The sequence below is a fragment of the Bacteroidales bacterium genome (assembly GCA_026418905.1).
GTDB lineage: Bacteria > Bacteroidota > Bacteroidia > Bacteroidales > DTU049 > JAOAAK01.
The window spans coordinates 101,639-115,326 of the sequence record JAOAAK010000029.1 but is presented as its reverse complement, the minus strand read 5'-3'; the positions used below and the strand labels follow the sequence as shown (position 1 = coordinate 115,326).

Annotated in this window: 12 protein-coding genes; 2 read left to right on the top strand and 10 right to left on the bottom strand. The window is 36.4% G+C overall.

Annotated features, from left to right (window positions below; genetic code table 11):
• The first annotated feature begins 4 nt into the window (after positions 1 to 4).
• Positions 5 to 388 (top strand): VOC family protein, encoded by a 384-nt coding sequence (locus tag N2Z72_05965; GenBank protein MCX7697222.1) that lies wholly within the window; start codon positions 5 to 7, stop codon positions 386 to 388.
• An 11-nt stretch (positions 389 to 399) separates the two neighbouring features.
• A complete protein-coding gene (ahcY, locus tag N2Z72_05960; GenBank protein MCX7697221.1) occupies positions 400 to 1,812 on the top strand; it encodes an adenosylhomocysteinase in 1,413 nt (470 codons plus the stop codon).
• Here the strand turns inward: ahcY and N2Z72_05955 are convergent.
• The 10 genes from N2Z72_05955 to pnp all read right to left on the bottom strand — a co-directional run bounded on the left by N2Z72_05955 (position 1,787) and on the right by pnp (position 13,660).
• Positions 1,787 to 2,392, bottom strand: a complete 606-nt coding sequence (locus N2Z72_05955; protein MCX7697220.1) for a sugar transferase — start codon at positions 2,390 to 2,392, stop codon at positions 1,787 to 1,789. The two genes, ahcY and N2Z72_05955, sit on opposite strands and share 26 nt — an antisense overlap.
• Positions 2,376 to 3,596 (bottom strand): DegT/DnrJ/EryC1/StrS family aminotransferase, encoded by a 1,221-nt coding sequence (locus N2Z72_05950; protein ID MCX7697219.1) that lies wholly within the window; start codon positions 3,594 to 3,596, stop codon positions 2,376 to 2,378. Before N2Z72_05950 ends, N2Z72_05955 begins: the two co-directional genes overlap by 17 nt.
• Positions 3,597 to 3,638: 42 nt before the next feature.
• Positions 3,639 to 4,115: a hypothetical protein gene (locus N2Z72_05945; protein MCX7697218.1), complete on the bottom strand. Its 477-nt coding sequence runs from the start codon at positions 4,113 to 4,115 to the stop codon at positions 3,639 to 3,641.
• Between the two features lie 20 nt (positions 4,116 to 4,135).
• Positions 4,136 to 4,852 (bottom strand): hypothetical protein, encoded by a 717-nt coding sequence (locus N2Z72_05940; GenBank protein ID MCX7697217.1) that lies wholly within the window; start codon positions 4,850 to 4,852, stop codon positions 4,136 to 4,138.
• A 335-nt stretch (positions 4,853 to 5,187) separates the two neighbouring features.
• A complete protein-coding gene (gene rlmD, locus N2Z72_05935; GenBank protein MCX7697216.1) occupies positions 5,188 to 6,567 on the bottom strand; it encodes a 23S rRNA (uracil(1939)-C(5))-methyltransferase RlmD in 1,380 nt (459 codons plus the stop codon).
• A 3-nt stretch (positions 6,568 to 6,570) separates the two neighbouring features.
• On the bottom strand, positions 6,571 to 7,356 hold the full coding sequence (gene cdaA / locus N2Z72_05930; GenBank protein MCX7697215.1) for a diadenylate cyclase CdaA: 786 nt from the start codon (positions 7,354 to 7,356) through the stop codon (positions 6,571 to 6,573).
• A 69-nt stretch (positions 7,357 to 7,425) separates the two neighbouring features.
• Entirely contained in the window at positions 7,426 to 9,951 is a 2,526-nt protein-coding gene (locus N2Z72_05925) for an adenosylcobalamin-dependent ribonucleoside-diphosphate reductase (protein ID MCX7697214.1), read from the bottom strand.
• A 237-nt stretch (positions 9,952 to 10,188) separates the two neighbouring features.
• The gene (locus tag N2Z72_05920) at positions 10,189 to 10,623 is read right to left on the bottom strand and encodes a pyridoxamine 5'-phosphate oxidase family protein (GenBank protein ID MCX7697213.1); all 435 of its coding nucleotides are present in this window, start codon (positions 10,621 to 10,623) and stop codon (positions 10,189 to 10,191) included.
• Positions 10,616 to 11,482 carry an RNA polymerase sigma factor RpoD/SigA gene (locus N2Z72_05915; protein ID MCX7697212.1) on the bottom strand — a complete coding sequence of 289 codons (867 nt, stop codon included), beginning with the start codon at positions 11,480 to 11,482 and terminating at the stop codon, positions 10,616 to 10,618. The genes N2Z72_05920 and N2Z72_05915 overlap by 8 nt, the downstream gene beginning before the upstream one ends.
• A 51-nt stretch (positions 11,483 to 11,533) precedes the next feature.
• Positions 11,534 to 13,660 (bottom strand): polyribonucleotide nucleotidyltransferase, encoded by a 2,127-nt coding sequence (gene pnp / locus N2Z72_05910; protein ID MCX7697211.1) that lies wholly within the window; start codon positions 13,658 to 13,660, stop codon positions 11,534 to 11,536.
• Positions 13,661 to 13,688 lie beyond the last annotated feature (28 nt).

Below are 13,688 nucleotides of genomic sequence, written 5' to 3'. Positions count from 1 at the left end.
CTCTATGCTTCGGCACATAGGAGTACATATTTTTGAAGAAAGTGAAGTCCATGACTTTTATGAGCAAGTCTTAGGTTTTACGAAGATCAAAACTTACATTTTTTATCCAGATGCTGCATTAAAATTATTTGGAGAGGAAAGATTAATACCTATCCATCGCATGCAGAGGTTCGAAGTTATTCTGGAGCTCTTCGTATGTCCTGTCCCATTTACTCCTGGCGTATCTCATATGGCTTTGGAATATTGGCAGGCTAACCAAATCATCGAAAAAGCTAGAAAAGCTAATTATACTGTCGTAGAATTTGAAAAAAGGACTGGTAAAAAAGGGTATTTTATCAAGGATAAAGCGGGAAATATCTTTGAAATTAAAGAAATAAATTTGGTTTAAAATTGGAAGTTATGTTTAACATAAAGGAAAAGTTGGATTATAAAGTGAAAGATATCTCACTGGCAGAGTGGGGAAGAAAAGAAATCGAAATCGCCGAAAAAGAGATGCCAGGGTTAATGGCCTTGCGTCAGAAATATGGGGATTCCAAGCCTTTGAAAGGAGCAAGGATATCTGGCTCACTTCATATGACTGTTCAAACTGCTGTGCTCATTGAAACTCTTAGACATTTGGGAGCAGAGGTTCGATGGGCCAGTTGCAATATTTTTTCAACTCAAGATCATGCTGCTGCAGCTATTGCTAAGGCAGGTATTCCCGTTTTTGCATGGAAAGGTGAAACACTAGATGAATACTGGTGGGCAACCTTTATGGCTTTGAACCATGATGGCAAGGGGCCACATCTAGTTGTTGACGATGGAGGGGATGCAACTTTAATGATTCATCTGGGGTATCAAGTTGAAAACGATCCAACTATACTTGACAGAGAACCCACTTCGGAAGATGAAGCTGCTCTCTTAAGAATGTTAAAGAAAATTTACATCGAAGATCCATCGTGGTGGCATAGAGTGGTAAGTGAGTGGAGGGGAGTTTCCGAAGAAACCACAACGGGAGTTCATCGTTTATATAAATTGCATGAGAAAGGGGAACTTTTAGTGCCAGCTATTAACGTCAACGATAGCGTAACCAAGTCGAAGTTTGATAACTTATACGGATGCAGAGAATCCCTGGCTGACGGGATAAAACGAGCCACCAATGTTATGATTGCTGGAAAAGTAGCGGTGGTTTGCGGTTTTGGAGATGTAGGAAAAGGATCTGCACGTTCACTTAGAGGTTTTGGAGCACGTGTATTGGTTACGGAAATAGATCCTATTTGTGCTTTGCAAGCAGCTATGGAAGGTTTTGAAGTCACTACCGTCGAAGATGCCTTGCCCATTGCTAATATTTATGTTACAGCCACCGGTAACCGTGATGTGATTCGAATCGAACATATGGAAAAAATGAAAGATGGTTCTATCGTTTGCAACATCGGACATTTTGACAATGAAATCCAAGTTTCTGCTCTTGAAAATTATCCAGGCATTCGGAAAATCAACATCAAACCCCAAGTTGATAAGTATATTTTTCCAGATGGACATTCCATCATTCTTTTATCAGAAGGCAGACTTGTCAATCTTGGTAATGCTAATGGTCATCCTTCTTTTGTGATGAGTAATTCCTTTACTAATCAGACGCTAGCTCAAATAGAATTGTGGCAAAATCAATATGAAATAGGAGTTTATCGTTTACCTAAAAAGCTAGATGAAGAAGTTGCACGTTTGCATCTTGATTTTCTTGGTGTTAAATTAACAAAACTAACACCCGAACAAGCTGCTTACATAGGTGTGCCCATAGATGGTCCCTTTAAACCTGAGCATTATCGTTATTGAGAATTTGCTTGATTGTTTTCCAAATGATCTTAAAATCCGTTATCAGATTTTGATCGTGAATATATTGAAGACTAAGTTCTAATTTAGCGGGCATGATTTGTTCTATGTAAAATTTTTCTGGATCCTCGGCCTGGGCAAGAATTTTGTTTTCGTGAATATAGGCAAGAGAAGCGTAATCGGTAAGACCAGGTCGAACGGTAAGAATTTTTTTTTGTTTTTCTGTATACAATTCGACGTATTTAGGAACTTCTGGTCTAGGACCTACAAAGCTCATATGTCCTAAGAGAATGTTAAACAGTTGAGGAAGTTCATCTAATTTGGTTTTTCTTAAAAAAAAGCCTACGGGAGTTATTCGTGGATCTCGCATCCCGACTGTCAGAAGGCCTTTTTGATCACTTTTTTTGTACATCGTACGGAATTTGATGATCTTAAAAAGTTTCCCATATCTACCTACTCGTGTTTGCAAATAAAAAGGCCCTCCTTTCGATGTTGCTATAATAAGAATTGAAATAATCAAAAAAACTGGTAAAAGAAGAATAATAGCTATAAGAGAAACAACAAAATCAAAAAATCTTTTCATATTGTTCAACTGTTTCACGAACAACTTTAGCAATAGTGTAAATCTGATCATCGGTAAGTTGGTAGTATACAGGAAGTGTAATTTCTTTTTTGTAGTGTTCATAAGCGTGGGGATAATCATCTATCCGATAGCCGAGTTGATGATAAGCTGTCATAAGAGGTAGGGGTTTGAAATGGACATTTACTGAAACTCCCTTCTGAAAAATTTGCTGAATAATTTCATTGCGTATCTTTTCATCAGCAAAAGATATTTGAATCTGGTAGAGATGATAAGATGTTTCTCGAAAATGATCTTTGTAAAGCGGAAGTTTTATTGATCCTTGTCCTTCTAAGAGTTCGTCATAAGTTTTGAAAATATATTTTCGTTTGCTCAACATGTCCGAATCGTATCTCTCGAGTTCTATCAGACCCATTGCGGCTTGAATATCGGTCATGTTGTACTTATAACCCGGAAGAAGAATGTCGTATTCCCAGTTGCCAGGTTTAAGTTTAGTCATAGCATCTTTGTCTTGGCCGTGGAGAGATAGAAGTTTTAGTTCTCGATATACTTGGTCAACATCAAAATTTTCAGGAAGTTGAATGCTGATGGCACCTCCTTCGGCTGTGGTTAGGTTTTTAACTGCATGAAAAGAAAAGACAGTGAAGTCGGCTAATGTTCCAGTTTTTCTACCTTTATAAATTGCTCCAAGGCTATGAGCTGCATCAGAAAGGATAAGAATTCGACCAAGTTGCCGTTGCTTATCAGTGGCAGGTTGGAATTTTTGTTGAATTAAAGAAGATGTTACTATTTCATAAATTCTATCGTAGTCGCAAGGAAAGCCACCAATATCTACTGGGATAATGGCTTTTGTTCTTTCAGTGATGAGCTTCTCGAGAGTTTCTATATCCAAATTGTAATCCTCTGGGGAAGAATCAATGAAAACAGGCCTCGCTCCGCAATGTAAAATGACATTGGCGCTAGCAGCATAGGTATATGCAGGTACAATTACTTCATCACCACGACCTATGCCAAACCATCGTAGCACTAGCTCAAGCCCTGCTGTAGCACTACCCACACACACTACTTTTTGTGCTTCCGTGTATTTTTGCAATTTTTCTTCGAAAGCATAAGTCTTTGGCCCTGTTGTAATCCACCCCGAACGCAATACTTCAACAACAGCTTCAATTATTTTTTCGTCTATGCGTGGGGGGGAAAAAGGAATCATTTTTTTGCAAAAATAGACAAAATGCAACTAAATAAGTAGATATTATATTTTTTCCAAAATCCATTTCTCTTTTTCATATTTATCAACTATTTCCAATTCTTTTTTGCTTGTGAATTTATATGTAAAATGTAATTGTTCCGCAGCGTCGAGATACTTTTTTATCATAAGTTTATTTTCGCCTAAGAGGCGCCAGTAGAATTGTTCGTAATAACTTGGAAATGAAACTACACACCAAAATGATGGAGAATTGATAAAGAGATGAGAATATGGAGGAGGATAAAGTATGAGTAATTTACAGCTGTCGTCATAATGTTGGAATAAATCTTCGAGAGCATCGTAGAAAATAAAACGTCCTGTGTCTTTCAATATAGTGATCCACTGACCTGAATCGTTTTTCAACTGATAAGTTTTGATTTTCCATACCCCATAGAATTTTTCATAATAACTAAAAGGTGGGATTACATGATGGCAAGCATATACAAGTAATGATAAAACAAAATATAAAATTGTTTTTTTCATAACTTTTATAGTTTTTTGTTTTACAAAGGGATACAAAAAGTAACGTCAATTCCTACATGGTTGTATCGATTATAAAAATGGGCCATATCAACAGAAAGAAGAGAAGTGAAAGGTTCCATAGAAACATAAGGTTTAATTTGCAGCAAGGGTTTTTCTTTTAGTGGAACTTGCAGTAATAAACTAAACTCCCAACCCTGAATTTCCCGTTGGGTTTTGGTTATATTTTCATAAGGTGTGATTCCTCCTTTTTTCACGGTTTGAGTAAATTTTTGAGTTAAATGTGCTAACTCTATTCCAGCCAAACCAAAATAAAATACATGCGGAATTAAACACAAGTAAATATTGAGGCCCAAAGAGGTATAGTAGATGCTATATTTTGCCGTAATGTCATAAATATGAGAGTTAGTATGATCGTATAAAGCATGTGATTGTCCTTTTGCATAAAAAACGGAACGTTGATGTTTTAAATAAACTACCACCAAAGGTGAAAAATCATCATCTTCATCAAAAAGGGCTCCTGTCTTAATGGAGTAATTTTCGTAAAAACGATGATATTTAAATGGTTTTTCTAATTCAGGATAAAGGTAATTAAAAAATTCCATGTCGTTTTTTATGTTTGGAAATCCAAAAGTATACTTTCCCCTCCCATAAGAAAAACCAACACACTGAAACTGACATGTGGCTTCAAGAAAAAAAATCATTAAAAATGTTAATATAAAGCAAAGCTTATATTTCATCCTAATTTTTTGCAATTTTAGAAAAAAGTCATTATTTTTTTTTGTAATATTTTTTCGTTAAAGATGCAAAAAATTGTAATTAAATAAAAAAATTTTTTGATTTGTTTGTTAACATCAACAATAAAAAATTCAACATCGGATATTGTTATTCTTCAGTGTCTCTGTTCCTTTTGGTAAAAAATATTTTCGAAAAAACTCGTGAATTTGGTGTATGAAGTGATATTTGAACAAATCTCAGATGAGAAATGTTGATGAATAAATTTGTGGAGAAAAACTATAAATTTTTTTAAATATAGTTGTAAAGACGATCAATACCGACAAAAATTAGGAAGTAATTATTGAGGAGTGGAAACAGAAGAGTTTTTGAGAATTAATAAAGCTATATTTTCTACATGTGCCGTTTGTGGAAACATGTCAAAAGGTTGAATTTTATGCAATTCGTAAAGTTCGGAGAGCATGCTAATATCTCTAGCTTGTGTGCCAGGGTTGCAACTCACATATATAATCCGTTCAGGTCGTTTTTTTAATAGTTGCTTAATTACTTGTGGGTGCACACCGCTTCGTGGAGGATCAAGGATAACTACATTTGGACGACCATGTTCTTCAATCAAAGAATCGTTAAAACCTTTAGCGACATCTGAAAAGACAAACACAGAATTACAAACAGAGTTATTCCGGGCATTTTCTTGAGCATCTTGAATAGCCTGCGAAGAGTTGTCTATTCCGATAACTTTTTTTACGAATGGAGAAATGGAAAGAGCAATTGTCCCAGTTCCCGTGTAAAGGTCATACACCACATCTTCCTTTTTGAAAGCTCCCCATTGAACAACCTTACTATACAATTTTTCTGCTTGGTTCTTATTGACCTGAAAAAACGAGAGAGGTCTAATTTTAAATTGAATTTGCAAAATGGTTTCTTCCAAATAGGGCATCCCGTAAAAAAGAATTGGGTCTAAATCGTGCAAAGAATCGTTTTTTTTCTGGTTTACCACGTAATTCCAAGATATTACTTGAGGAAATAAAGGAATGATTTTTTCAAAGATGTGATGAATAATCTCTTTTTTATCTTCAGTTACAACTAAGATAATCATCCATTCATCTTTCGAGTTTTTTCGAATAATTAGATTGCGTAAAAAACCCTCGTGTGTTTTTCTGTTGTAAGGACTTAAATTTAAAGACAAGATAATTTCATAAAGATGGTGTCGAAGGACATTATGAAAATCGTTTTGAAGAAAACATTTTTCGACGTGAAAAACACGATTAAATTTTCCTGGTAAATGGAAACCAAGAACTGGTTTTTCTGGACATGAATCGCTCGGAGAAAAACTGAATTCCATTTTGTTGCGGTAATAAAATGGTTGATGGGAGGGAACGATAGGGTATGTTTCATGAGGGATAATTTTTGCAATTCTTTCAAAAGCATCCACGACAAATTGTTGTTTCCATTCTAATTGTGTCTTGTAAGAAAGATGTTGCCACTTACATCCACCACACGTTCCAAAATGCTGACATAAAGGCTCAATACGTATCGAAGATGGTTTTACAATTTTTAAAAATTGAGCATAATTGTAATTTCTTTTGATTTGTATAAGTTCTGCTTCAACTTCATCACCAGGAGCGGTGAAAGGTATGAAAGTCACCTTGCCATCCAAGTAGGCAATTCCATATCCTTCCGATGCAAGACTTTCAACGTATAGATGAACAATTTTACTCATTTTTTAAGCGTAATACAAATGTAGTAAATCCTTTAATTGTTGAACAGAAATGACAGGGTGAAGTTGACCGTTTGCAGCCAAGGAGATATTACCGGTTTGTTCCGATACCACAATCGCCAGAGCGTCGGAGTTTTCAGTTACACCAATGGCTGCACGATGTCTCATTCCCCATTGATTGGTAAGTGGTGTATCCGTAGGAAGAGGTAATGTACAACGAGCTGCTATAATTTTATTATTTCGGATTACCACGGCACCATCATGAAGTGGTGAATTTTTGAAAAAAATGCTTTGTAAAAGTAAGCTCTTAATTTCTGCATCAAACATATAACCAGTGAGGATGACATCCATCAGTGGAGCATGACGGGTCAGTACGATTAGAGCTCCTATCTTTTGAGATGACATTGATGCACATGCGTCTACGATTTCCTCTACGTTTAAATTGAAAGATGAGGGTTTATTATAGTGCCAAAAAAGGAATTTGCCTCGGTGACGAGAAATAAAAGTCTGAGATCCCATGTAAAGTAAAAATTTTCGTATTTCTGGTTGAAAGACAATGATAAGAAGAAGAACACCAACATTGATGAAATTTCCAATAATTTCTCCAAGCAAATTAAAACCAAGAAAAGAAACAATTTTCCATGTAAGGTAAAGAACAGTGATGCCAAGAAGTATCTTGATAGCATTAGTATCTTTAAATATCTTAAAAATTTGATAAATTAAAAGCGAAACCAGCAATATATCAAAGACATCAATCCAAGACACGGAAAAAATCTGATGAAAATAATCCATCTTATGTAGATGATTCTTGCAAAGGTAAAAAGAAAGAACTCAGGAAATTTTAAAAAATAGATTAAATTTTTAGCCACATTTTGAATAGCCACAACTTGAACAAGTCAAGCATCCTTCTTGATAAGCAAGTGTTTCTTGACCACACTGAGGGCAGGATCCTTTAGCTTTGGTGCCGTTGGGTATAAATTGTTTAAGAGCTCGAACAACACCTGTTCGCCAAGTATTGATGCTTTCGTTGTCGAAGCGAAGGTTTTCCACAAGATCGATTACCTTTGGCAAAGGCATACCATGTCGTAATACACCAGAAATGAGCTTGGCATAATTCCAATATTCAGGTTTGAATGTTCTTGAAAGTCCCCTCATCGTAATGAGATATCCATCTTTGTCAATGTATTCAAAATCGTAACGAGCTTTCTCTCCTGGTTTTTTTTCTTTGATGACCCAACCATTTTTTACGTAGGTGGGGATGATAAAATTATCGGCTTTACCCGTAAAAATTTCGTAAGGTCTGTTGTTAAGCAATCCAACAACAGCAATCCACTCTTCGTTTTCATTCAGAAAACGAACAACAGCAGCTTCCAATTTTTTTGGCCTTTTTGGTGCTTTGGTTTCAATAAAAGCGTCTTCTTGTTTTTTACTAGAACTTACAAGTACGCCGCTGCGTGAACCTTCACGGTAAACAGTTACTCCTTTGCATCCACTTTCCCATGCAGTTCTGTATAATGTGTCAACAAGTTCTTCACTAACATGTTCAGGAAGATTGATGGTTACACTGATGCTATGATCGACCCATTTCTGAATAACACCTTGCATTTTTACTTTAGCTACCCAATCTACATCTGCAGCTGTAGCCTGATGATAAGGTGATTTTTCAATCAATTCTTTAATCAATTCAGGTGAAAAATTCTGTTTAATTTTTTCTACGTCATAGTTATTTACTTGTAGCCAAGTTAGAAATTTAGGATGAAAAACCAAATATTCTTCCCAATGATCCCCAACTTCATCGGTAAATGTAATGCGGACATTTTTATCATTGGGATTTACTTTGCGCCGTCTTGTGTAGACTGGAAGAAAAACAGGTTCAATACCACTGGTAGTTTGAGTTAATATGCTTACACTACCTGTTGGGGCTATCGTTAGCAAGGAGATATTTCTCCTACCATATTTTTGCATGACCTCTTTCAGAGATGGGTCGGCATCGAATAACCTATTGAGAAATGGATTGTTTTTTTCACGTTCAAAGTCAAAGATGGGGAAGGGACCTCTTTCAGCTGCGAGCATAATGCTTGAGCGATAAGCTTCGACAGCAAGGGTTTTGTGAACTTTTTCACTAAAAGCAATAGCAGCATCAGATCCATAACGCAAGCCCAGTGCTGCTAACATATCTCCTTCTGCTGTTACGCCAATACCAGTTCGCCGTCCTTGAATGGCTTTATCTTTAATTTTTAGCCAAAGATTACGTTCTGTTTGTTTAAGTTCATCTGGCTCAGGGTCACTATCAATCTTTTGCAGAATGGCGTCGATTTTTTCAAGTTCGAGGTCGATAATGTCATCCATGATACGTTGTGCGAGAGCAACGTGTTTTTTAAACAAAGTAAAATTGAAGTATGCGTTTGAAGTAAAGGGTTTTTCAACGTAACTGTATAAGTTTATAGCAAGCAAGCGGCAACTATCGTATGGGCAGAGAGGAATTTCTCCACAAGGGTTTGTAGATACTGTCTTAAAACCCAAATCAGCGTAACAATCAGGTATAGATTCACGGATGATAGTATCCCAGAAAAGAATCCCCGGTTCAGCAGATTTCCATGCATTATGAATAATTTTTTTCCATAACTCTATGGCACGAATGGTTCGCGTGAATTTAGGGTTATTGCTGTCGATAGGATATTTTTGGATGTATTCAGTATCATTTAGAACTGCACGCATGAATTCATCATCAATTTTAACTGAAATATTAGCTCCGGTAATTTTACCTTGTTCAACTTTAGCATCAATGAAACTTTCGGCATCTGGATGTTTAATAGAAATGGTCAGCATCAAAGCTCCACGGCGACCATCTTGGGCTACTTCGCGAGTAGAATTGCTGTAACGTTCCATAAAAGGAACCACACCGGTTGAAGTTAGTGCACTGTTTTTAACAGGCGAACCTTTTGGGCGAATGTGACTCAAATCATGACCAACACCACCCCTTCGTTTCATCAATTGCACCTGTTCTTCATCTATTTTTAAAATTCCTCCGTATGAATCAGCATTTTCATATCCGATGACAAAACAATTAGAAAGGCTTACTACTTGGAAAGGATTTCCAATCCCTGCCATTGGACTGCCTTGAGGAATGATGTATTTAAAATCTTTAAGAACTTCATAAATTTCTTCCACAGACAATGGGTGAGGATATTTTTTTTCAATTCGATGGATTTCTCGTGCGATTCGCCAGTGCATTTCGTCGGGTGTAGATTCGTAAATATTTCCTTCACTGTCCTTTAAGGCATATTTATTTACCCACACACTGGCAGCTAACTGATCACCATGAAAATATTCAATTGCTTTAGCTAGTGCTTCTTCGAATGTATAGATTTTTTTGTTTTTATTCATGTCGTCATGGCCTTTCATTCTGGTAAAAGATAAAGTTTTGTTTTTAGTCGATGTTAAAATATTTTCTTCCATATTACATTATTTTTTTGATAAAAAACAATTTTTTATAAAAATCTTCATCTCATGCAAGGGATGGCAAAGTTAATTTAAATCTTTTATGATATGAGGAGAAATTTTTAACAAAAGGAGGTATTTTTAAACCGACAAAATTATTAATTGATTTTAGTTAAAGATGGATCAACGTTCCCAAATCAGTTTATTTCCTAGTCCAAAACGATTATCTGTCATTTTGACGCTCATGATATCCAATCTCCAAAAAGTAGAGGGGGGATAAAGTAAAGCTTCTGGAAAACGCTTGAAATAAATTAATTTAGCATATGTCAGTTCTTCATTTTTAAGCAAATGAGCATAAGCTTTGATTTGCACACCTTGAATTTTTTTTATTATCCGGGTTTCAAGGGCAATACCCACGGAAACAGAAGGATTCTTCAACATGTGTTGCCCATGAATAGTGTTTAAATCGCTTGCTATAATTAGGGAAATATTTTTTGGTTCAAAAGCGTAATAACAATGAGCAACCCATGGTTCTTCGTTTAATGAAGTTGATAAAGTTAAAACATGGTGTTTTTTTATGAATCTTTCAACGGATGAGGGAAGCGTTAAATTATCCAAGATATGTTTTCAGATTTTTGCTTTTATTGCCATTTTTTAAGCGACGGATAGCTTTTTCCTTGATTTGGCGAACCCGTTCACGTGTTAAACCAAACTTGTTACCAATTTCATCCATAGTAAGTTGTGGAGCACCATCCAAACCGTAATAATATTTTAATACCTCACGTTCTCTGTGAGTTAACGTACTCATTGCACGACGAATTTCTATGCGTAACGATTCGATGTAAAGATTTTTATCAGGGCGATCATTTTCATCTGGACTTATGTAAAGGTCGTAAAGATTAGTGTCTTCTTCAGTAGTTACTGGGGCATCCATGGAAACATGACGTCCTGTGTGGCGAAGACTTTCTTTGATTTCATGTTCTGCCATATCTAGTACTTCGGACAACTCTTCAGCATAAGGTTCACGTTCATATTTCTGTTCTAAAAGAGCGTATGCTTTGTTGACTTTGTTGATAGTGCCGATTTTATTAAGTGGTAGGCGTACAATACGACTTTGTTCTGCCAATGCTTGCAAAATAGATTGTCGAATCCACCAAACAGCATATGAAATAAATTTGAATCCACGAGTTTCATCAAATCGCTCAGCAGCTTTAATGAGTCCTAAATTCCCTTCATTGATTAAATCTGGTAAACTGAGCCCTTGGTTTTGGTATTGCTTGGCAACAGATACAACAAAACGCAAGTTAGCACGAACCAATTTTTCTAAGGCTTGCCTGTCACCTTGACGTATCCGTTGTGCAAGAATGACTTCATCGTTGGCTGTAATGAGTTCTTCCCGACCAATTTCTTGCAAATATTTATCCAGTGATGCGGTTTCTCGATTAGTAACTTGTTTACTTATTTTTAGTTGTCTCATACTCATATGTTTTACCCTTTATACTCTTAAACCATAAATAAATGTTGCAAATTATGATTGATTTTTTGGTAAAATGGCTTTTCTCGAGAGTTTAAGTTTTCCTGTTTTTTCTTCAATGTCAATGAGTTTTACTTTAACTTTGTCCCCTACATTGAAGTAGTCTCGAACATTAGTGACTTTTTTCCAATCAAATTCAGAAATGTGTAACAAACCAGCTTTTCCTGGTAAAATTTCTACGAAAACTCCGTATGGCTGTATAGATTTTACTACAGCATCGTAAACCTTGCCTATTTCAGGAATAGCTGCAATGCGTTGAATTTCATCCTTTGCTTTTTCCATATTTTCGCGGTTGGTTGCATAAATTTCAACCAACCCGTAATCTCCTTGTTCTTCGATAACAATGGTAGTTTCGGTTTCACGTTGTAGATCTTGGATAATTTTACCGCCCGGACCGATTACAGCACCTATCATGTCTCGTGGTATTTTGATGCGGACAACACGAGGAGCATGAGGCTTATAATCTTCACGTGGAGCTGAAATGACTTTGTTCATTATGCTTAAGATATGAAGACGGCCTTTTTTTGCTTGTTGCAATGCTTCAGCAAGAATTTGATAAGATAATCCTTTGATCTTAATATCCATCTGACAAGCGGTAATGCCGTCAACAGTACCTGCTACTTTAAAATCCATGTCTCCTAAATGATCTTCGTCCCCGAGAATGTCGCTAAGTATGGCGTATCTATTTGTTTCATTGTCCATTATAAGTCCCATCGCAATGCCGGCAACAGCTTTTTTAATTTTTACGCCAGCATCCATGAGAGCCAATGAGCCAGCACATACGGTAGCCATGGATGAACTACCGTTGGATTCAAGAATATCACTAACTACCCTGATAGTATAAGGATTATCATCGTCCCAAACGATCATATTTTTTAAAGCTCTCTGAGCTAAATTGCCATGACCTATTTCACGTCTGGAAGTTCCACGGATGGGCTTAACTTCACCGGTAGAAAATGGAGGAAAATTGTAATGTAAGATGAATTTACTAGATCCTTCAATAACGGCTCCGTCTATAGTTTGTTCGTCAAGTTTAGTTCCTAAAGTTACTGTTGTTAAGCTTTGGGTTTCTCCTCGTGTAAAAAGAGAACTTCCGTGAGCTGAAGGCAAGTAATCTACTGCACACCAAATAGGTCTGATTTCATCAAGCTTTCTTCCATCAATTCTAACTTTTTCATTCAGGATTAGATCCCGCATAGCTTTTCGCTGAATGTCATGAAAATATCGAGCAGCTAAGCTTTTTTTGGATTCTCTGATTTCTTCGGGGATTGATAGAAGAAATTCATCTAAAATAGCAGCAAATGCTTTTTTTCTTTCTTTTTTTGAAGAGATAAACTGTTTGGATATAGTATAAATTTTGGGATAACAATAATCTTCAATTTGTTTTTTTAACTCTTCATCTTGTTCGACATGGTGATAAGTTCTTTTATTTCTAGCTTTATCAACTTTTTCAGCCAGTCGCTTTTGGGCTTCTATTTGGATTTTGATGGCTTGATGGGCAATTTTGAGAGCTTCAAGAAGTTCTTCTTCACTAACTTCTTTCATTTCACCTTCGACCATGTTAATATCGTCGTAGTTTCCACCTACGATAATATCGAGAGTAGCATTTTCTAGCTCACTAAAAGAAGGATTGATTACATATTTTTCATTAATTTTAGCTACTCTCACTTCAGAAATAGGAGTGGTAAAGGGTATGTCTGAAACAATGAGAGCGGTAGAGGCAGCAAGAGCTGCGTATGCATCAGGGGGTGTGTTCTTGTCGGCCGATACAAGATATATTAACACTTGAGTTTCTGCTCTAAAATCTTCAGGAAAAAGTGGACGTAGGGCCCTATCTACAAGTCGAGCAATTAGAATTTCATGTTCGCTGGGTTTGGTTTCTCTTTTAATAAAGCCACCAGGAAAACGACCTGTTGAAGCATATTTTTCTTGGTATTCAACAGTAAGAGGCATAAAGTCAACACCTTCAACAGGTTCATCTTTAGCTACAGCAGTAGCAAATATCATCGTGTCACCAACTTTCACCATTGCTGCACCATCTGCTTGGCGGGCAAGTAAGCCTGTTTCTATAATGATTTTTCGTCCATCATACCATTCAATCTCTTCGCGAATGCCTTCCATAAGATCATGCTACTTTTTCCGAACCTGC